A 20,099-nucleotide genomic window follows, 5' to 3' on the forward strand; every position below is an offset into this window, starting at 1 on the left:
TCTCCCCTCCCCTGAGGCTGAAACCTGGCCTGAAGTTCCGTGCCGTCACAGGCGCTTGACCCCCTTGATGCGTCCGGCACGCGCGACGCGGGCCTTGGCCGCCTTCATCCGCAGGCCGCCGCGCTGGTTGCCGATGCGCAGGCCGGTGCCCGAGGAGAGCCAGCCGGACGAGACGTCCGTGGCCTTGTTGGCGGGAGAGCTCTCCCCCAGCGGGTCGTTCTCGGCTTTTCTGGCGAGCGCGATGATCAGCGGCACCGTGAAGGGCGCGAGCAGCAGGTCGTACAGGGCGGCCGTGAAGAGGAGCGAGCTCAGGCCCACGTGGCGGGCCGCGGTGTCCCCCACGAGGGCGCCCACGCCCGCGTACAGGAGGGTCGATCCGATGGCGGCCCCCACGACCACGACGAGCGGCGCGGTGGCCGACCTGAGCCGTCCGGTCTCCGGCTTGGCCAGGCCCGCGAGGTAGCCGACGACGCACAGGACCAGGGCGTACCGCCCGGCCGCGTGGTCGGCCGGTGGGGCCAGGTCGGCGAGGAGTCCGGCGCCGAAGCCGATGAGGGCGCCGCCCACGTGGCCGTAGACCAGGGCGAGGCCGAGCACCGTGAGCAGCACCAGGTCGGGGACCGCGCCCGGCAGTTGGAGCCGGGCGAGGACGCTGACCTGGATGACCAGGGCGACGACGATCAGGGTGGTGGAGAGCAGGATTCGGTTGAAGCGCATGGGTCCGGTCTCCTACTGCTCGTTGCCGTTGTCGACGCCGTCGGCCGGGGGCTGCCCTGACGGGGTGGCCGTGACGGTCACTGTCGGGGTGGGCTTCGGCTTGGCGGGCTTCGTCGGCAGCACCGTGTCGCGCGGGTCCTCGCGGGGCGCCTCGACGACGACGCCGACGACGTCCAGCTTGGTGAAGCCGACGTACGGCTTGATGAAGATGTTGCGCGTCAGGTCACCGCCCGAGGGGTCGACGCGGACGACCTCGCCGACCGGTACGCCGGGCACGAACGGCTTGTCCTTCTGCGATCCGAAGGTGACCAGGCGGTCGCCCTTCTTGATCTTGGCCTTGCCGTTGAGCATCTGCACCGAGAGCGGGCGGTCGCCCTGTCCGGTGGCGAAGCCGAGCTCGTCGGTCTTCTCCATGCGGGTGCCGACGGTGAAGTCGGGGTCGTTGGCGAGCAGGACGGTCGCGGTGCTGGGGCCGACCGTGGTGACGCGGCCGACCAGGCCGTCGCCGTTCAGGACGGTCATGTCGCGCTTGAGTCCGTCGTTCGCGCCCGCGTCGATGGTGACGGTCCAGGAGAAGCCCTGGGCCGCTCCTATGCCGATGACTTCGGCGCCCTTGATGCCGTACTGACCGGCACCGGCCGTCTTGAGCATGCTGTCGAGCTGTCTGACCCGGCTGCGGTTGCGGTCGTCGCTGCCGAGCTTCGCCTTCAACGCGGCGTTCTGGCGCTCGAGTTCGGCGATCCGGTCGTGCCGGTCCCCGGAGTCCCGGACAGCGCCGACGGCGTTGCCGATCGGGTCGACGGCGGACGACACGCCGTTCTCGACCGGGCCGAAGACCGTCGCTGCGGCCTGGCGGGCACCGTCGACCGGCGAGTCCTCGCCACCACGGATGTCCACCGTGATCAAGGCGAACGCGATGGCGATCAGCAGCACCAGGAGCAGCCGGCTCTCTCGTGTGTCCCTCACGTGCGGCGGCCGTGCCTTCCTCAGTTGGAAATCCTTGGAATTCTGAGCAACTGTGCGTTTTGTCTGGGCAAATGTAAGCAATCCGATTCCGCGGCGTCTGCGGGCGCCGCGGAATTGTTATGCCTTGCCTTGTTGTGTCTTGCCTCTATATCAATGATCCGCCGTACGAGGTGACGAGCACTCGTACGGCGGACACCCTTTCAGCGGGATCGCGCCACCCTCAGCGGCGCGGCGACGCGTCCAGGACCTGCTGCAGCGCCTCGAACTCCTCGACGCACTTGCCGGAACCGAGCGCCACGCTGTCCAGCGGGTCCTCGGCGATGTGGATCGGCATGCCCGTCTCGCGGCGGAGTCGCTCGTCGAGGCCGCGCAGCAGGGCGCCGCCTCCTGTGAGAACGATGCCGCGGTCCATCACGTCACCGGAGAGCTCCGGCGGGCACTTGTCGAGGGTCGTCTTCACCGCGTCCACGATCGCGTTGACCGGCTCCTCGATGGCCTTGCGGACCTCGGCGGCGGAGATGACGACGGTCTTGGGCAGACCGGAGACCAGGTCCCGGCCCCGGATCTCGGTGTGCTCGTCGGCGTCCATGTCGTACGCGGAGCCGATGGTGATCTTGATCTGCTCGGCCGTGCGCTCACCGAGAAGGAGGGAGTACTCCTTCTTGATGTGCTGGATGATCGCGTTGTCCAGCTCGTCGCCCGCGACGCGGATCGACTGTGCCGTGACGATTCCGCCCAGCGAGATGACGGCGACCTCGGTGGTGCCACCGCCGATGTCGACCACCATGTTGCCCGTGGCCTCGTGGACCGGCAGGCCGGAGCCGATGGCCGCGGCCATGGGCTCCTCGATGATGTGCACCTGGCGGGCGCCGGCCTGCGAGGAGGCCTCGATGACGGCGCGGCGCTCGACTCCGGTGATGCCGGAGGGCACACAGACGACCACACGCGGGCGTGCGAGATAACGTCGCTTGTGGATCTTCAGGATGAAGTAGCGGAGCATCCGCTCGGTGATCTCGAAGTCGGCGATGACGCCGTCCTTCAGTGGACGCACGGCAACGATGTTGCCCGGCGTGCGACCGATCATCTTCTTGGCTTCGGCGCCGACAGCGAGAATGCCACCGGTGTTGGTGTTGATCGCGACGACGGACGGTTCGTTGAGAACGATCCCCCGACCCCTGACGTACACCAGCGTGTTGGCGGTCCCGAGGTCGACAGCCATGTCACGGCCGATGAACGACATGTTGTTCCCCATGAGGATGCGTCTGGCCTTCCCTGGAGCGTTTGATGGCTTTTTAGGTAGGCGAGTGGGTGCTGTGTGGCGTGGAGGCTTCCATCGTAGTCTCGCCTGCACGAACACGGCGCTAGGGTCTTCGCCATTGTCAGCAGATGATGCGCCGCCTCGCTCTTGGAGACGTGCCATCGGAGGCACGGGTTCCCCCAATTGGGGCGCATATGCCAAGGGGCGGCCGGTTTTCTCGGCCACCCCTGGTCAGGACCGGCGCCCTGCTGACTGGGCGTCAGAAGTCTTTACGGAACTCTTTACCTACGCGCCGTCAGACGACACCCGGGAAGAAGATCTTCAGCTCGCGCTCGGCGGACTCCTCGGAGTCCGAGGCGTGGATCAGGTTCTCCCGGACGATGGTGCCGAAGTCGCCGCGGATGGAGCCGGGCGCGGCGGCGATCGGGTCGGTCGGACCCGCAAGGGCGCGCACGCCCTCGATGACGCGCTCACCCTCGACGACGAGCGCCACGACCGGACCGGAGGACATGAAGTCCACCAGCGGCTCGTAGAAGGGCTTGCCCTTGTGCTCGCCGTAGTGCTGCTCCAGCGTCTCCTGGTCGAGCGAACGCAGTTCGAGGGCGGAGATCGTCCAGCCCGCCTTGCGCTCGATGCGGCCGATGATCTCGCCGATCAGGCCACGACGGACGGTGTCGGGCTTGAGCAGGACGAGAGTGCGCTGGGTCATGTGCGGCTCCAAGCATTTTTTCTACGAGTTGTGGGTTGCCCGGCAGGATACCGGCACCCACTACACCGCGTTACTGCCGACCCCGGGGAGCCCGCCCTGGCGGGGCCTAGGCCTCGGCCCCGGCCTCCGCTTCGGCCTGCGCCGCGAACCTGGCCTTCGCCTCGTCGATCTTCTGGCCGAAGTGCAGCGAGGCCCACCACAGCACGGCGAACACCGCCCCCATGAAGAACATGATCGGCACGACGAACCCGCTCGCGATCAGTGCGATCTGCAGCGCCCAGCCCAACTGCACGCCACCGGGCCGGGTGATCATTCCGCACAGCAGGACGCAGAACAGCATCGCGATGCCGCTGACCGTCCAGACCGTGTTCATCGACAGGTCCGGGTCCTTCATGGCGACCAGACCGGCGAAGCCGATGACGAAGAACTCGCCGATCAGCGTCGAAGCACAGAGCGTACGCACAGGAGTCAGCCCCTCCCCAGGAGCAGTCGGGCCTCGCCGACGGTGATGATCGAGCCGGTGACCACGACGCCACCGCCCGCGTACTCGCCCTCTTCCTCGGCGAGGGTGATCGCGGCCTCCAGCGCGTCCGGCAGGCGCGGCTCGACCTGGACGCGGTCGTCGCCGAACACCTCGACGGCAAGACCGGCGAGCGTGTCCGCGTCCATCGCGCGGTGGCTGGAGTTCTGCGTGATGACGACCTCTGCGAAGATCGGCTCGAAGGCTTCGAGCAGCCCCTTCATGTCCTTGCCGTCGCTCGCCGCGACCACGCCGATCAGCCGGCTGAAGTCGAAGACCTCGCTGATCGCCTCGGCGGTGGCGCGAGCGCCCGCCGGGTTGTGCGCGGCGTCCAGGACGACGGTCGGCGAGGTGCGCACGACCTCCAGGCGGCCCGGCGAGGAGACCGAGGCGAAGGCCTTGCGGATGGTGTCGATGTCGAGCACGCGCGCGTGCTGCGAGCCGATGCCGAAGAAGGCCTCCACCGCGGCGAGCGCGACGGCGGCGTTGTGCGCCTGGTACGCGCCGTGCAGGGGCAGGAAGACCTCCTCGTACTCCCCGCCGAGGCCGCGCAGGGTCAGGAGCTGGCCGCCGACCGCCACCGTGCGGGAGACGATGCCGAACTCCAGGCCCTCGCGGGCCACCGTCGCGTCGACCTCGACGGCCTTCTTCAGGAGCACCTGCGCCGCGTCCACGGGCTGCTGGGCGAGGATCACCGTCGCGTCCGGCTTGATGATGCCGGCCTTCTCCGTGGCGATCTCGCCCGGCGTGCCGCCCAGGCGGTCGGTGTGGTCCAGGTCGATGGGAGTGACGACCGCGACGGAGCCGTCGATCACGTTCGTGGCGTCCCAGCTGCCGCCCATGCCGACCTCGACGACGGCGACGTCCACGGGGGCGTCCGCGAAGGCCGCGTACGCCATGCCCGTGAGCACCTCGAAGAAGGAGAGCCGGTAATCCTGCTGGGCGTCGACCATCTCCACGTACGGCTTGATGTCGTTGTACGTCTCCACGAAGCGCTCGGCCTCGATGGGGGCGCCGTCCAGGCTGATCCGCTCGGTGATCGACTGGACGTGCGGCGAGGTGTACCGACCCGTGCGCAGTTCGAAGGCGCTGAAGAGTGCCTCGATCATGCGGGCCGTGGACGTCTTGCCGTTCGTGCCCGTGATGTGGATCGAGGGGTACGCGCGCTGGGGCTCGCCCAGGACGTCCATCAGCGCGGAGATCCGGCTGACGGACGGTTCGAGCTTCGTCTCTCCCCAGCGGCTCGCGAGCTCTGTCTCGACCTCGCGCAGCGCCTTGTCCACCTCCGGGTCGGTGGGGCGGGAGGGGATGTCGCTCTGGGGCGGTCCCGCCTGGGTGCGCAGGGTGCGGCTGCCCGCCTCGATCACGGCGAGGTCGGGGTCGCGGTCGGTCTCGGCTTCGACGATCTCGGCGAAACGGTCGTCGCTCGCGTCGTGGTCGTCGCGGTCGGGGTGCTCGCTGTCAGGCGGGGGGAGGTCACTCACGTACGCCAGTCTACGGACGGGGGGTGACAGTCGCCGTCGGGACCTGTCGGGGCACTGTCGGGACTTTGGTCACAGTCGATTTGGGGCTTTGGTCCCGCCGATCCGGGAATCCGCCGGGCAAACTTGGCGATCATGGACATAGGTATCGACCTCGGCACAGCGAACACCCTTCTGTACGTCCGCGGTCAGGGGATCGTGCTCAACGAGCCGTCCGTGGTCGCCGTCAAGGAGGGCGCCCGGACGGCTCTCGCCGTCGGTACGGAGGCCAAGGAGACGATCGGCCGTACGCCGGGTTCCATCACCGCGATCCGCCCCCTGCGGGACGGCGTGATCAGCGACTACGAAGCCGCCGAGGAGATGATCCGGCACTTCGTGCGCAAGGCGGTGCCGGGGCGCCGTCCCCGTACGCGGATGGTGATCTGCGTGCCGAGCGGTGTCACGCAGGTCGAGCGCCGGGCCATCGTGCACGCGGCGCAGCGGGCGGGGGCGCGGGCGGTGCATCTGGTGGAGGAGCCGATGGCGGCGGCGATCGGTGCGGGGCTTCCGGTGTCGGAGCCGCAGGGTTCGATGGTGGTCGACATCGGCGGAGGGACGACCGAGGTCGCGGTCATCTCCCTCGGGGGGATCGTCACGGCGCAGTCGCTGCGGGTGGGCGGGGACCGCCTGGACGAGGCGATCACGAACTTCGTGCGCAAGGAGCACGGGCTGCTCATCGGCGAGCGGACCGCGGAGGACGTCAAGGTCGGCATCGGCTCGGCGTGGCCGGTGCCGGGGGACGAGGCGCTGGAGTCGCGGACGTTCACCGTGCGGGGGCGGGAGAAGGTGCGGGGGCTTCCGAAGACGGTGGAGCTGACGGTGCGTGAGGTGCGGGCGGCGCTGGATGAGCCGGTGGAGGCGATCATCGCCGCGGTGCGGACGACACTGGAGGAGTGCCCGCCGGAGCTCTCGGGCGACGTCATGGAGCACGGGATCGTGTTGACGGGCGGGGGCGCGCTGCTGCCGGGGCTCGATCTGCGGATGGCGTCGGCCACGGGGATCCCGGTGTTCGCGGCGGATGATCCGCTGGACAGTGTGGCGATGGGGTGCGGCAAGTGCGTGGAGGACTTCGACGGGCTTGAGCGGGTGATGTCGGCGGCGTAGGGGGCGATGGCGCTGCGGGGCAATCGGGTGGGCGGTCGGGAGAGCTTGTTCGGACAGAGGCGCTGCGGGGCAGGCGTCCCGGCTCTCAGGCCAAGTCGCCTGCCGGGAGCGATGCGAGGACCACGTAGGAACCGTCCCGCGGCCCCGCCGAGAAACTGCCGCCGAGCGTGTGGATGCGTTCGGACATACCCGCGGTGCCGGTTCCCGCGGATACCGGCGACGGGGCCGGGCCGGCCCCGGGCAGGGCGTTGCGGACGTCCAGGTGCAGGTGGCCGCCCGCCACCTGCACCCGTACGTCCACCCGCCCCCCGGGCGCATGCTTCGCCGCGTTCGTCAGACACTCCTGCACCACCCGATGTACCGCCGCCTGCCGGATCGGCGACAGGCGGTAGGCCGGCCCATCGATCAGGAGGTCGACCGGCGTGCCCGCCCGCTCACTGCGTTCCGCCAGTTCGGGGAGAGCGTCGAGGCCCGGCGTCGGGGCGCCGTCCACACCGCGCCGCACGATGATCTCGTTCAGCATGCGATGCGCCGAGCGCGCCGTCTCCGACAGTTCCTCGAAGCCCTCCTCGAACGCCCCGCCCGTCGCACGCCGCGCAAGCACCTGCGAGCGCACGCTCAGCAGCGTCAACTCACGCCCCACGAAGTCGTGCACGTCCCGTGCGATACGGGACCGCTCCTGCTGGACCGCGTGCAGCGTGGACGTCTCGGCCCGCTGGGCCTGCAGCGCCCGGACCAGGTCCTGGCGGTTGGCCGCCACCCCGACCCCCGCGGCGAGCACACCGATCGGCACGACCAGGCCGAGGAAGGAGCTCAGGGACTCACCGCGGTGCACCGGCCAGCCGGGGAGGGTGAACATCACGTACGCGAAAGCCACATAGCCGACCACACCGAGCGTGCCGGCGAGACGGCCCCGGTACCGCCCCAGGGAGTACAGCGCGAACTGAGCGAGCGTCAGCTCGTGCAGCCAGCCGATGAGCGCGAGGGCCACCGCGTACGCCACCCAGGGAGCGCGGCGGCGCAGCAGCAGGGACGCGGCACCGCCGACGAGGACGAGGGCCGCGAGGGGCCCGTTGAGGGAGTTGTCCGCCTCGGCGAGGCCGGGGATGTCCAGGCTCATCAGGGCCAGACAGCTGAGCGCGGTGAGAACGTCCTGCACGCGGGGCGCGTGCGCCCAGCGCCCGGCAAGGCGGCGGCCCGCGGCCGTCGCCCGGCGGAGCGCCTCGGCGGCGGGCAGGTCGTGCATGCCCTCCATCATCCAAGGTCTTTCTGCCCGAATCATCAGACTTATGACCTTTATTTCGTGAAGTGTGACACGTCGGCGTGGCGGCCCTGGAAAGGCCGTCTGCGGGGGTCAAATCAGACCATGTGGTATGCCCAGAACCCCGGCCGACGGACCCGCCAGCTCCTCGGCGACGGCGCGGTCCTGCTCTGGACCGCGCTGTGGACCGCCGCCGCCGTCGTCGCCTACCGGCTGGCCTGTCTTCTCACCCGCCCCGCCCCCGAGACACCGGCCCCGCCCCTCGGCGACCCCTCCCGCCTGCCCCTGGTCGGTGACCGCGTCGACTCCGCGCTACGGGCCGCCGCCGACGTCGCCGGAGCCGGGGACCCGGTGACCGTCCGCGCGGCGGTGATCGTGGGGGCCGTCGTCGTCTTCCTCGTACCCGTCGGCCTCCTGCTCAGCAGCTGGCTCCCCCGCCGCCTGCGCTGGATCCGGCAGGCGGCGGCCGCCCACGAGCTGTCCGCGAGCGCCGACGGACGCGAGCTGCTCGCGCTGCGTGCGCTGCTGCGGCCCCTGGACGAGGTCGCGCGGACCGCGTACGAACTCCCCGACGCGACCGCGGGCAGCCTCGCCGAGGGCTGGCGCGGCGGCGACCCCGACATCATCGACGCGCTCGCCGGGGCGGAGCTCGTGCGCCTGGGGCTCCGGATCGCCGAGCAGCCGTACATCCCCGAGCAGGAGACGGGACCCGAAAACGAGACAGGGCCCATGGAACCCCGAGGTTCCATGGGCCCTGTCTCCACCGCCTGACTAGGCCTGCGGCAGGCCGTCCAGCTGGGCCTGCAGCCTGCTGATGTCGGCGTCCGCCTTGGTGAGGCGGCCACGGATCTTGTCGACCACGTTGTCCGGCGCCTTCGCCAGGAACGCCTCGTTGCCGAGCTTCGCCGTGGCCTGCGCCTTCTCCTTCTCCGCCGCCGCGAGGTCCTTGGCGAGGCGCTTGCGCTCCGCCGCGACGTCGATCGTGCCGGACAGGTCGAGCGCCACCGTGGCGCCGGAGACCGGCAGCGTGGCGGTGGCCGTGAAGCCCTCGCCCTCCGGCTGGAGGCGCAGGAGCTGACGGATGGCCCCCTCGTGCGGGGCGAGCGCCGTGCCGTCCAGGGTCAGGCGGGCGGGGACCTTCTGGCCCGGCTGAAGCCCCTGGTCGGCGCGGAACCGGCGGACCTCGGTGATGACCTGCTGGAGGGTCTCGATCTCCTGCTCGGCGCCGCGGTCGCGGAAGCCGCTGTCGGAGGGCCACTCGGCGATCACGAGGGACTCGCGGCCGGTGAGCGTCGTCCAGAGCGTCTCCGTCACGAACGGGACGATCGGGTGCAGCAGGCGCAGCGTCACGTCCAGGACCTCGCCCAGGACACGGCCCGAGACCTGCGCCGCGTCTCCGCCGCCCATGAACGTCGTCTTGGACAGCTCGACGTACCAGTCGAAGACCTCGTCCCACGCGAAGTGGAAGAGGGCGTCCGACAGCTTGGCGAATTGGTAGTCGTCGTAGAGCGCGTCGACCTCGGCGACCGTCGCGTTAAGACGGGACAAGATCCAGCGGTCCGTCGCCGACTGCTGCTCCACGGGCGGCAGTTCGCCCTCGATCGTGGCGCCGTTCATCAGCGCGAAGCGCGTGGCGTTCCAGATCTTGTTGGCGAAGTTCCGCGAGCCCTGGACCCAGTCCTCGCCGATCGGCACGTCCGTGCCGGGGTTGGCGCCGCGGGCGAGGGTGAAGCGGACGGCGTCCGAGCCGTACTTGTCCATCCAGTCGAGCGGGTTGACCGCGTTGCCGAAGGACTTCGACATCTTCTTGCCGAACTGGTCGCGGACCATGCCGTGCAGCACGATCGTGTGGAACGGCGGGGTGCCGTCCATCGCGTACAGGCCGAACATCATCATCCGGGCGACCCAGAAGAAGAGGATGTCGTAGCCGGTGACCAGGACGGAGTTCGGATAGAACTTCGCCAGGCTGTCGGTCTCCTCGGGCCAGCCGAGCGTGGAGAACGGCCACAGGCCGGACGAGAACCACGTGTCGAGGACGTCGCTGTCCTGCGTCCAGCCCTCGCCCGTGGGCACCTCGTCGTCGGGTCCGACGCAGACGACCTCGCCACTGGGGCCGTACCAGACCGGGATCCGGTGGCCCCACCAGAGCTGGCGCGAGATGCACCAGTCGTGGAGGTTGTCGACCCAGTCGAAGTAGCGCTTCTCCATCTCCTGCGGGTGGATGGCGACCTTGCCGTCGCGGACCGCGTCACCGGCGGCCTTCGCGAGCGGGCCGACCTTGACCCACCACTGCATCGACAGGCGCGGCTCGATGGTGGTCTTGCAGCGCGAGCAGTGGCCGACGGAGTGCGAGTACGGGCGCTTCTCGGCGACGATGCGGCCCTCGGCGCGCAGGGCGCCGACGATGGCGGAGCGGGCTTCGAGCCGGTCCAGGCCCTGGAAGGGGCCGGGGACGGTGATCACGGCGTGCTCGTCCATGACCGCGATGTTCGGCAGGTCGTGGCGCTGGCCGATCTCGAAGTCGTTCGGGTCGTGCGCCGGGGTCACCTTGACGCAGCCGGTGCCGAACTCGGGGTCGACGTGCTCGTCCGCGACGACCGGGATCGAGCGGTCGGTCAGCGGCAGCTTGATCAGCTTGCCGACGAGGTGCTTGTACCGCTCGTCGTCCGGGTGGACGGCGATGGCGGTGTCACCGAGCATCGTCTCGGCGCGGGTGGTGGCGACGACGACGGTCTCGTCCCCGTCGCCGTACTTCAGGGAGACGAGTTCACCGTCGTCGTCCTGGTACTCGACCTCGATGTCCGAGATCGCCGTCAGACAGCGCGGGCACCAGTTGATGATGCGCTCGGCGCGGTAGATCAGCTCGTCGTCGTAGAGCTTCTTGAAGATGGTCTGGACGGACTGCGAGAGCCCCTCGTCCATCGTGAACCGCTCGCGCGACCAGTCGACGCCGTCGCCGAGGCGGCGCATCTGCCCGGAGATCTGCCCGCCGGACTCGCCCTTCCACTTCCAGACGCGCTCGATGAACTCCTCGCGCCCCAGGTCGTGGCGGGACTTGCCCTCCTTGGCGAGCTCGCGCTCCACGACGTTCTGCGTGGCGATGCCGGCGTGGTCCATGCCCGGCTGCCACAGCGTCTCGAAGCCCTGCATGCGCTTGCGGCGGGTGAGGGCATCGATGAGCGTGTGCTCGAAGGCGTGCCCGAGGTGCAGGGAGCCGGTGACGTTCGGCGGCGGGATGACGACGGTGTACGGGGGCTTCTCGCTCGCCGCGTCGGCGGAGAAGTAGCCGCGTTCTACCCAGCGCTCGTACAGCGTCCCCTCTACCTCGGCCGGCGCGTACTGGGTCGGCAGTTCGGTGATGGGCGCTGGATTCTGCTGCTGAGTGTTCTCGGTCACCGGGCCAGTTTAGAGGTGTCACAGACCCGTCCCGAAACCGGATTCTTCAGTAACGGTTGCGGCCCGACGCCCCATGGGGCGTCGACGTCGGTCAGGATGTCGGCATCACATAAGCGTTCGGAGGGGAACCCACGCGATGAGCTACAACCAGCCTGGCCCGTACGGCGGGCAGCAGCCCCAGCAGCCCGGTCCTTACGGGCAGCAGCCGGGTCAGCCTGGCCCCTACGGCCAGCAGCCGCAGGCACCGCAGCCCGGCTACGGCTACCCGCAGCAGGCACCGCAGGGCGTTCCCCCGCAGCAGGGCGGCTACAGCCAGCCGCAGCAGCCGGGTCCGTACGACCACGGCCAGGGCCAGCAGGGCCCGTACGGGCAGGTCCCGCCGCCCCCGCCCGCAGGTGGCGGCGGCAAGAAGACCGGGATCATCATCGGCGCGGTCGTGGCGCTCATCGCCATCGGCGGCGGCGTCTGGTGGTTCACGGCGGGCAAGGACGACAGCTCGTCGTCGGCGGGCAACTCGGCGGTGGCGGACGACGGCGCGCACAAGCTGGTGACGCCCGAGACGGTGCTCTCCGAGTACAAGAAGCAGGCCTCGTCCGGCGACGGCTTCGACGACGAGGACATGAAGGAAGCCGAGAAGGACGGCGTCAAGAACGGCAAGCCCGTCGACGGCGAGTACCAGGCGGGCGACAAGAGCAACCCGCTGGCGCAGAAGATGATCAAGTTCATGGGCGTCTACGGCGAGATCGAGGACCCGTCCAAGGTGGTCGACGGGATGTTCGACAAGATGAAGAAGGAGTCCGTGAACGAGTCGACCGACACGGGCAAGCTCATCGGCAGCCCGAAGAGCTTCGACGGGGACGGCGCGGTCCTCAAGTGCCAGGAGACGGAGATCAAGGGCGGAAGCTCCGGCCCCAAGTCGATCCGCATGCCGGTCTGCATCTGGGGCGACAAGAGCACCGTCGCCGTGACGATCCCGGTCGACATGGCGAGCGCCATGACCGGCAAGAGCGCCTCCCTGCAGGACGCCGCGGACACGACGGTGAAGCTCCGCAAGGAAGTCCGCGTCAAGTCCTGACGCCCTCGCGGTACCGCTCGCTCAGCAGCCCCGGTCGCTTCGGCCGGGGCCGCTTCCGTCAGGATGTCGGCATCACATAAGCGCACACAGGGGGAACCCACTCATGAGCTACAACCAGCCAGGCCCGTACGGCGGCCAGCAGCCGCAGCAGCCAGGCCCCTACGGCCAGCCGCCGCAGGCACCACAGCCCGGCTACGGCTACCCCCAGCAGGCACCGCAGGGAGTCCCCCCGCAACAGCCCCCGTACGGCCAGCCCCAACAGCCGGGCCCGTACGGCCAGCAGCCGCAGGCCCCCTACGGGCAGGTCCCGCCGCCTCCGCCGCCGCAGGGCGGCGGCAAGAAGGCCGGGATCATCATCGCCGCCGTGGTCGCGGTCGTGGCGGCGGCCGTCGGTGGCTACTTCGCCTTCGCGGGCGGTGACGACGACAAGGGCAAGGGCGGCGGCTCCTCGAACGTCGCGGGCGGCGGAGGCGAGACCGGCATCAAGGACGACGGACCGCACAAGCTGATCACGCCGCCGACGGCCCTCACCGAGTACAAGCTGAACAAGGAGGCCGGCAGCGAGAGCGGCATGACCTCCAGTGACGTCGAGAAAGCCGAGGAGCACGGCGTCAAGAACGCCAAGGACGTCGCGGGCCAGTACCAGTCGGGCACCGAGGACAACCCGCTGTCGCAGAAGATCCTGCAGTTCAACGGCGTCTACGGCGAGATCGCGGACCCCGAGAAGGTCGTCGACGCGATGTTCGGCGAGGCGGAGAAGAACGCCCAGGAGGGCGGCAGCGGCAGCAGCGGCGAGAAGATGACGCTGGTCGGCAGCCCGAAGTCGTACAGCCCCGCAGGGCTCGACGGAGCGGTGCTGAAGTGCCAGGAGATGAAGCTCGACTTCGGCTCGTCGGGGACCGGCAGCACCTCGGGTCCGAGCAAGATGTCGATGGCCACCTGCATCTGGGGTGACAAGAGCACGCTCGGCATCGTGATCACCACGGACGTGGCGAACGCGATGGCCGGCAAGAGCGCCGACCTCGACGAGGCCGCCGGGAAGACGGCCAAGTTCCGCAAGGAAGTCCGCGTCAAGCTCTGACGACCGACGCTCCCCCGCCCCTCCGCGTACCGCCCCTATCGGTAAGGATGTCGGGGCCACATCAAGTACGCGGAGGGGAACCCACGTAATGAGCTACAACCAGCCTGGCCCGTACGGCGGGCAGCAGCCGCAGCAGCCGGGGCCTTACGGGCAGCAGGCGCCCTACGGTGGGCCTCAGCAGCCGCCCGCCCCGCAGCCCGGTTACGGCTACCCGCAGCAGCCCCAGGGCCCGTACGGGCAGCAGCCCCACGCTCCGTACGGGCAGGTTCCGCCCAGTGGGGGCGGCGGCAAGAAGGGCGGCGTCATCGTCGGGGTCGTCGTCGCGGTTGCCGCGATAGGCGCCGGTGTCTGGTGGTTCACCGCCGGGAAGGACAGCGGGTCCGTCGCCGACGACGGCAAGACGTACAAGCTGACGGCGCCCGCGACCGTCCTCGGCGGCGAGTACAAGCAGGACACGTCCGGCGGCTCGGGCGGCGGCATGTCGCCCAGCGAGCTCAAGGACCTGGAGAAGGAAGGCGTCAGCAACCCCAAGGACGTCCATGCCGCGTACAACTCCGGCGAGGGGACGACCATGAAGAGCCTCAACTTCTCCGGCGTGTACGGCGAGATCGACGACCCGGAGAAGGTCGTCGACGCCATGTTCGCCGAGATGGAGAAGAAGGCCGTGAAGGACTCGGGCACCGGCATGAAGCTTCTCGGCAGCCCCGAGGAGTTCACCCCGGACGGCTTCGAGAACGGCGTCATGAAGTGCCAGGAAGCCGAGGTCAAGATGGGCGAGACCGGCGAGGACGACATGGGCGTCCCCAACAGCTTCAAGACGCCGATGTGCGTGTGGGGTGACCACAGCACCGTCGGGTACACCGTGCACTCGGACGCCTCCGCCACCGCGAGCGGCAAGGACATCCCGCTGGCGGGCGTCGCCGACCTGACGACGAAGCTGCGCGACGACGTGCGCGTCGTGGTCAAGTAGGCGGTGGAGTAACGCCGTTCAACGCAGAGGGGCGCCCGGCGATCGAATCGCCGGGCGCCCCTCTCACGTACGCCTGGAAACTACGCGGACTTCTGCTCGCCCCCGGACCCCGGCCCCCGCGCATCGCGCGGCACAAGGGTCGGGTTGACGTTCGAGTGGACGACGTCCGCCGTGATGACGACGCGGGCCACGTCCTTGCGGGACGGGACCTCGTACATCACCGACTGGAGGACCTCCTCCATGATGGCGCGCAGGCCGCGCGCGCCGGTCTGGCGCAGGATCGCCTGGTCCGCGATCGCCTCGAGCGCCTCGCGCTCGAACTCCAGCTCCACGCCGTCGAGTTCGAACAGTCGCTGGTACTGCTTCACGAGTGCGTTGCGCGGCTCCACCAGGATCTGGAGCAGGGCCTCGCGGTCCAGGTTGTGGACCGAGGTGATCACGGGGAGGCGGCCGATGAACTCCGGGATCATCCCGAACTTCACCAGGTCCTCCGGCATGATGTCCTCGAACCGGTCCTTCTCCTGCAGCTCGCGCTTGGAGTGGATCGTGGCGCCGAAGCCGATGCCCTTCGCGCCCGCCCGCGACTCGATGATCTTCTCGAGGCCGGCGAAGGCGCCGCCCACGATGAAGAGCACGTTCGTCGTGTCGATCTGGATGAACTCCTGGTGCGGATGCTTGCGGCCGCCCTGCGGGGGCACCGAGGCCGTCGTGCCCTCCAGGATCTTGAGCAGGGCCTGCTGGACGCCCTCGCCCGAGACATCCCGCGTGATCGAGGGGTTCTCGCTCTTGCGGGCCACCTTGTCGATCTCGTCGATGTAGATGATGCCCGTCTCGGCCTTCTTGACGTCGTAGTCAGCGGCCTGGATGAGCTTCAGGAGGATGTTCTCGACGTCCTCGCCGACATAGCCCGCCTCCGTGAGGGCCGTCGCGTCCGCGATGGCGAACGGGACGTTCAGCATGCGCGCGAGCGTCTGTGCGAGCAGCGTCTTGCCGGAGCCGGTCGGGCCGAGCAGCAGGATGTTGGACTTGGCGAGTTCGATCGCGTCGTCACGGCCCTGCGCGCCGCCGGTCTCCCCGGCCTGGACCCGCTTGTAGTGGTTGTAGACCGCTACCGAGAGGGCTTTCTTCGCGGGCTCCTGGCCCACGACATAGCCCTCGAGGAATTCGTAGATCTCGCGAGGCTTGGGGAGTTCCTCCCAGCGCACCTCGCTCGTCTCCGCGAGCTCTTCCTCGATGATCTCGTTGCAGAGGTCGATGCACTCATCGCAGATGTACACACCGGGACCTGCGATGAGCTTCTTGACCTGCTTCTGACTCTTCCCGCAGAACGAGCACTTGAGCAGATCGCCGCCGTCACCGATGCGTGCCACGAGGTGCTTCCCCTTCGCCTGGGAGACGCCACGTTCAGCGACTCCTGGTGCCTCTATCTGACGGTACCTTGCCCGGCCCCCCGTTCGGGCCCCCCTTGGCACGGTTCGCTTTGACGTGAACCGTGCCAAGGAACGGCAGATGCTACAGCGGTGCGTCAGACGACCGAGGCGTTGTTCATCTTCCGGGTGGAGATGATCTGGTCGACCAGGCCGTACGCCAGCGCGTCCTCGGCAGTGAGGATCTTGTCGCGCTCGATGTCGTCGCGGATCTTCTCGATCGGCGTCGTGGAGTGCTTGGCCAGCATCTCCTCCAGCTGCGCGCGCATCCGGAGGATCTCGTTCGCGGCGATCTCCAGGTCGGAGACCTGACCACGGCCCGTCTCGCTGTAGGGCTGGTGGATCAGGACGCGTGCGTTCGGGAGCGCCATGCGCTTGCCCGGCGTACCCGCCGCGAGGAGCACGGCGGCGGCGGAGGCGGCCTGGCCCATGCAGACCGTCGACACGTCGGGCTTCACGAACTGCATCGTGTCGTAGATGGCCGTGAGCGCCGTGAAGGAGCCGCCGGGGCTGTTGATGTAGATCGAGATGTCACGGTCCGGGTCCATCGACTCCAGGCACAGGAGCTGCGCCATGACGTCGTTGGCGGACGCGTCGTCGATCTGCACGCCGAGGAAGATCACGCGCTCCTCGAAGAGCTTCGCGTACGGGTCGTACTCGCGCACGCCCTGCGAGGTGCGCTCGACGAAGCGCGGGATCACGTAGCGGGATTCGGCGGTCGGGCCGGTGTACTCGGCCTGGGTGGGCTCATAGAGGCCGCTGCCGGGGAAGTTCTTCATCTCTGTAGGTCTCCTGAGGAGCGTGGGCTGGGTCGGCTTCGGAAGGGCTGAGCGGTGGGCTCAGGCTCCGGTACCGCCGCCACCCGGCATGCTGGCCGCGTTGGGCATGATGTCGTCGATGAGGCCGTACTCCTTGGCCTCCTGCGGGTCGAACCAGCGGTCGCGGTCCGAGTCGCGGGTGACCTGCTCGACGGTCTGGCCCGTGTGGAACGCGGTGAGATCGGCCATCTTCTTCTTCGTGAGAAGGAGACGCTCGGCGTGGATCTTGATGTCCGACGCGGAGCCCGCGAGTCCGGCGGAGGGCTGGTGGATCAGGATCTCGGCGTTCGGCAGCGCGAAGCGCTTGCCGGGCGTACCGGCGCTGAGCAGGAACTGGCCCATCGAGGCCGCCATGCCCATCGCGATCGTCACCACGTCGTTCTGGATGTACTGCATGGTGTCGTAGATCGCCATGCCGGCCGTGATGGATCCACCAGGGCTGTTGATGTAAAGGAAGATGTCCTTGTCCGGCTCTGCGGCGAGAAGCAGCAGCTGCGCGGTGATCTTGTTGGCGATGTCGTCGTCCACGGCCTGGCCGAGGAAGATGATCCGCTCGTTGAGCAGCCGGTTGTAGACCTGGTCGCCGAGGCCACCACCGATGGAGGGGTCGCCGGCGGCGGAGGGCATCAGATTCGTCACGTATCCACCTGCTCGTCTTACGACGGCGCCGGGCCGTCTCACGTCTTCTTCTGAGGCTAGGGACCCCGTGTGCTCACCGCTCCGGGGCGGCTTCGGGGACTCCCCTGCCCTCGTATTCATGGACCCTAACGCTCAGCCCCGTCCGGGGAATCCCGCAGAGGCCGCTGTTCGCTGTGAGCGCAGGTAGCACACCGCCGGGTGAGGGGCGCCCCGTCAGGGGCGCGGGGAACTGCGCGGCCCGCCCCCACGCAGTCGCAGGAGCGTCTGCCGCGTGCCGCCCGACGGCGGGTGCGGCTCGCACGTGGTTGCTCGCGCAGTTCCCCGCGCCCCTAAAGCGCCGGGCCCCGGGGACATGCGTCCCCGGGGCCCGGCGTGCGTTCAGTGAAGCGAGGCTGCTCAGGCCTCGGTCTTCTCCTCGGCGGTCTCAGCCGACTCCGTGGCTTCGACCGTCTCGGCGGTCTCGTCCTCGTCGTCGAGGTCCACGACCTCGCCGTTCGTGTCCTTGACCGTCGCGGCCTCCACGACGACCGCGAGGGCCTTGCCGCGGGCGACCTCGCCGACCAGCATCGGGACCTGGCCGCCTTCGACGACCGCCTGGGCGAACTGGTCGGGGCTCATGCCGGAGGACTGCGCGCGACGCATGAGGTGCTCGGTGAGCTCCTCCTGGTTCACGTTCAGCTTCTCCTTGTTGACGAGCTCGTCCAGGACGAACTGCGTCTTGATGCCCTTCTCGGCCTGCTCCTTGGTCTGGGCGTCGAACTCTTCCTCGGTCTGGCCCTGGATCTCCAGGTACTTCGCGAGGTCGAGGCCCATCTGGCCGAGCTGGTGGTTCACCAGGTTGTGCTTGCGGGTCTCGATCTCGTCCGCGAGGAGCTTCTCGGGGACGGGGACCTCGACCAGCTCGAGCAGCTTCTCCAGGACGCGCTCCTGGGCCTGGGTCGCCTGGTCGTACTGCTTCATGTTCTCGAGGCGCTTGCGGCTGTCCGCCTTGACCTCGTCCAGGGTGTCGAACTCCGACGCGAGCTGCGCGAAGTCGTCGTCCAGGGCGGGCAGTTCACGGGCGGCGACCTGGGTGACCTTGACGGTCACCTCGGACTCCTTGCCCGCGGCGGAGCCGCCCTTGAGCTCGGAGGTGAAGGTGGCCTCGCCACCGGCCTCCAGGCCCTTGACGGCCTCGTCGATGCCCTCGAGGAGCTCGCCGGAGCCGATCGTGTAGGAGACGCCGGACGCGACGCCGTCCTCCAGGACCTCGCCCTCGACCTTGGCCTCCAGGTCGATCGTCACGACGTCGCCGTCCTCGGCGGCACGCTCGACCGGCGAGGTGGACGCGAAGCGCTCACGGAGCTCCTCGACGGCCTTCTCGATGTCCTCGTCGCTGACCTCGACCGCGTCGACCTCGACCTCGATGCCGGAGTAGTCCGGGATCTCGATCGCGGGACGGATGTCGACCTCAGCGGTGAAGTTGAGGGTCTCGTTGTCCTTCAGCTCGGTGATGTCCACCTCGGGCTGGCCCAGGACGTTGAGCTCGGCCTCGTTCACGGCCTCGGTGTAGAACTTCGGGAGCGCGTCGTTGACGGCCTCTTCGAGGACGGCGCCGCGGCCGAACCGCTGGTCGATGACTCGGGCCGGGATCTTGCCCTTGCGGAAGCCCTTCACCGTGACCTGCTGGTTGATCTTCTTGTAGGCCGCGTCGAGGCTGTCCTTGAGCTCCTCGAAGGGCACCTCAACAGTGAGCCGAACCCGGGTCGGGTTCAGGGTCTCCACGGCGCTCTTCACGGTTCGGTCTCCTTGGGGCTGACTTCTTGGGATTTTGCCCGGCTCAGAGACACACGGGCACACAGCTTGCATAGTAACGGCAAGCGGGAGCCGACCCACAATGCGATCTTGTGAGGGAGATCCTGGAAGAGATCCTGCTGGTCGGGGTGGCGGGATTTGAACCCACGGCCTTCCGCTCCCAAAGCGGACGCGCTACCAAGCTGCGCCACACCCCGTCGGTGCGACACGTAGGGTACATGCCCGCAGGCAGTGCGGCGCCCGCTTAATCGCGAGTACGTACGGGGTGTGCGGACCGGGCGTCCGACCCGCTACGATGCTTGCCGTGCCGCGGTCGCTGACCAGCAGTGTCCTCGATGCCTTCGATGGCCTGGCGGCGCGAGCTGTGCGGGTGTAGCTCAATGGTAGAGCCCTAGTCTTCCAAACTAGCTACGCGGGTTCGATTCCCGTCACCCGCTCTGTAGGCCTCCGGCCCGGTTCCTCGGAACCGGGCCGGAGGCCTTTCGCGTTCCGCGACTCACCTACGCCGCCCGGACGGCGTCAGAAGCTGATCGAGTTGATGGTCTCCGCCACTTCGTTGAGGAAGCGGTTTATGGAGGGGGCCATTCCGGTTGAGGCGAGGAAGAACCCGAAGAGCACCGCGACGACCGCGGGCCCCGCTTTGATCGATCCCCCGCGGATCAGCACCACAAGGATGATCGCCAACAGCAACACCACTGACAGCGAAATGGCCACACTGATCACACCCTAGGTCGGTCTCTCCCCGGCCCGGGGGGTACGACCCCGCACACCCCCGCCAGGACCATCGTGCCACCAACACGCCCCCTGTATGCGGCCGGTGACACATCGTCGGCCAAGGCCGCGG

The 20,099-nt window shown here is 68.8% G+C and carries 18 protein-coding genes and 2 tRNA genes; 6 read left to right on the forward strand and 14 right to left on the reverse strand.

The window, feature by feature from the left end; translation table 11 throughout:
* Positions 1–45: 45 nt before the first annotated feature.
* From mreD to folC, 6 genes are all read right to left on the reverse strand, one after another.
* Positions 46–717 carry a rod shape-determining protein MreD gene (mreD, locus tag AC5P1C_RS23365; protein WP_493867858.1) on the reverse strand — a complete coding sequence of 224 codons (672 nt, stop codon included), beginning with the start codon at positions 715–717 and terminating at the stop codon, positions 46–48.
* Positions 718–729: 12 nt separating this feature from the next.
* Entirely contained in the window at positions 730–1,683 is a 954-nt protein-coding gene (mreC, locus tag AC5P1C_RS23370; protein WP_493867859.1) for a rod shape-determining protein MreC, read from the reverse strand.
* A 220-nt stretch (positions 1,684–1,903) separates the two neighbouring features.
* Positions 1,904–2,923, reverse strand: a complete 1,020-nt coding sequence (locus AC5P1C_RS23375) for a rod shape-determining protein (RefSeq protein WP_160505014.1) — start codon at positions 2,921–2,923, stop codon at positions 1,904–1,906.
* Positions 2,924–3,236: 313 nt separating this feature from the next.
* Positions 3,237–3,650: a nucleoside-diphosphate kinase gene (gene ndk, locus AC5P1C_RS23380; protein ID WP_160505015.1), complete on the reverse strand. Its 414-nt coding sequence runs from the start codon at positions 3,648–3,650 to the stop codon at positions 3,237–3,239.
* Between the two features lie 106 nt (positions 3,651–3,756).
* The gene (locus AC5P1C_RS23385) at positions 3,757–4,113 is read right to left on the reverse strand and encodes a DUF4233 domain-containing protein (protein ID WP_493867860.1); all 357 of its coding nucleotides are present in this window, start codon (positions 4,111–4,113) and stop codon (positions 3,757–3,759) included.
* Between the two features lie 5 nt (positions 4,114–4,118).
* Complete coding sequence (folC, locus tag AC5P1C_RS23390; RefSeq protein WP_493867861.1) at positions 4,119–5,654, reverse strand: bifunctional tetrahydrofolate synthase/dihydrofolate synthase; 1,536 nt, start codon at positions 5,652–5,654, stop codon at positions 4,119–4,121.
* Positions 5,655–5,786: 132 nt separating this feature from the next.
* Between folC and AC5P1C_RS23395 the strand changes: the two genes are divergently transcribed.
* Positions 5,787–6,794: a rod shape-determining protein gene (locus tag AC5P1C_RS23395; RefSeq protein WP_493867862.1), complete on the forward strand. Its 1,008-nt coding sequence runs from the start codon at positions 5,787–5,789 to the stop codon at positions 6,792–6,794.
* Between the two features lie 85 nt (positions 6,795–6,879).
* On the opposite strand, the gene AC5P1C_RS23400 is transcribed toward AC5P1C_RS23395, so the two are convergent.
* On the reverse strand, positions 6,880–8,040 hold the full coding sequence (locus AC5P1C_RS23400; RefSeq protein WP_493867863.1) for a sensor histidine kinase: 1,161 nt from the start codon (positions 8,038–8,040) through the stop codon (positions 6,880–6,882).
* Between the two features lie 120 nt (positions 8,041–8,160).
* Here AC5P1C_RS23400 and AC5P1C_RS23405 point away from each other — a divergent pair, with 120 nt between their 5' ends.
* Positions 8,161–8,826 carry a hypothetical protein gene (locus AC5P1C_RS23405; protein WP_493867864.1) on the forward strand — a complete coding sequence of 222 codons (666 nt, stop codon included), beginning with the start codon at positions 8,161–8,163 and terminating at the stop codon, positions 8,824–8,826.
* On the opposite strand, the gene AC5P1C_RS23410 is transcribed toward AC5P1C_RS23405, so the two are convergent.
* Positions 8,827–11,451, reverse strand: a complete 2,625-nt coding sequence (locus AC5P1C_RS23410; protein WP_493867865.1) for a valine--tRNA ligase — start codon at positions 11,449–11,451, stop codon at positions 8,827–8,829. It lies immediately after the preceding gene.
* A 136-nt stretch (positions 11,452–11,587) separates the two neighbouring features.
* Between AC5P1C_RS23410 and AC5P1C_RS23415 the strand changes: the two genes are divergently transcribed.
* From AC5P1C_RS23415 to AC5P1C_RS23425, 3 genes are all read left to right on the forward strand, one after another.
* A complete protein-coding gene (locus AC5P1C_RS23415) occupies positions 11,588–12,526 on the forward strand; it encodes a hypothetical protein (protein WP_493867866.1) in 939 nt (312 codons plus the stop codon).
* Positions 12,527–12,629: 103 nt separating this feature from the next.
* Positions 12,630–13,607, forward strand: a complete 978-nt coding sequence (locus AC5P1C_RS23420; protein WP_493867867.1) for a hypothetical protein — start codon at positions 12,630–12,632, stop codon at positions 13,605–13,607.
* Between the two features lie 88 nt (positions 13,608–13,695).
* On the forward strand, positions 13,696–14,577 hold the full coding sequence (locus tag AC5P1C_RS23425) for a hypothetical protein (protein WP_493867868.1): 882 nt from the start codon (positions 13,696–13,698) through the stop codon (positions 14,575–14,577).
* Positions 14,578–14,657: 80 nt separating this feature from the next.
* Here AC5P1C_RS23425 and clpX read toward each other — a convergent pair whose 3' ends face one another.
* From clpX to AC5P1C_RS23450, 5 genes are all read right to left on the reverse strand, one after another.
* Positions 14,658–15,947: an ATP-dependent Clp protease ATP-binding subunit ClpX gene (clpX, locus tag AC5P1C_RS23430; protein ID WP_493867869.1), complete on the reverse strand. Its 1,290-nt coding sequence runs from the start codon at positions 15,945–15,947 to the stop codon at positions 14,658–14,660.
* 155 nt (positions 15,948–16,102) lie between these two features.
* Complete coding sequence (locus AC5P1C_RS23435; protein WP_493867870.1) at positions 16,103–16,783, reverse strand: ATP-dependent Clp protease proteolytic subunit; 681 nt, start codon at positions 16,781–16,783, stop codon at positions 16,103–16,105.
* Positions 16,784–16,843: 60 nt separating this feature from the next.
* The gene (locus AC5P1C_RS23440; RefSeq protein WP_367049010.1) at positions 16,844–17,449 is read right to left on the reverse strand and encodes an ATP-dependent Clp protease proteolytic subunit; all 606 of its coding nucleotides are present in this window, start codon (positions 17,447–17,449) and stop codon (positions 16,844–16,846) included.
* Between the two features lie 408 nt (positions 17,450–17,857).
* Complete coding sequence (gene tig / locus AC5P1C_RS23445) at positions 17,858–19,237, reverse strand: trigger factor (protein ID WP_493867871.1); 1,380 nt, start codon at positions 19,235–19,237, stop codon at positions 17,858–17,860.
* Between the two features lie 138 nt (positions 19,238–19,375).
* Positions 19,376–19,452, reverse strand: a tRNA-Pro gene (locus AC5P1C_RS23450).
* Positions 19,453–19,621: 169 nt separating this feature from the next.
* On the opposite strand from AC5P1C_RS23450, the gene AC5P1C_RS23455 reads away from it, so the two are divergent.
* Positions 19,622–19,692, forward strand: a tRNA-Gly gene (locus AC5P1C_RS23455).
* Between the two features lie 82 nt (positions 19,693–19,774).
* On the opposite strand, the gene AC5P1C_RS23460 is transcribed toward AC5P1C_RS23455, so the two are convergent.
* Positions 19,775–19,969 (reverse strand): hypothetical protein, encoded by a 195-nt coding sequence (locus AC5P1C_RS23460; RefSeq protein ID WP_493867872.1) that lies wholly within the window; start codon positions 19,967–19,969, stop codon positions 19,775–19,777.
* Positions 19,970–20,099 lie beyond the last annotated feature (130 nt).

Source organism: Streptomyces sp. A18, assembly GCF_059026065.1.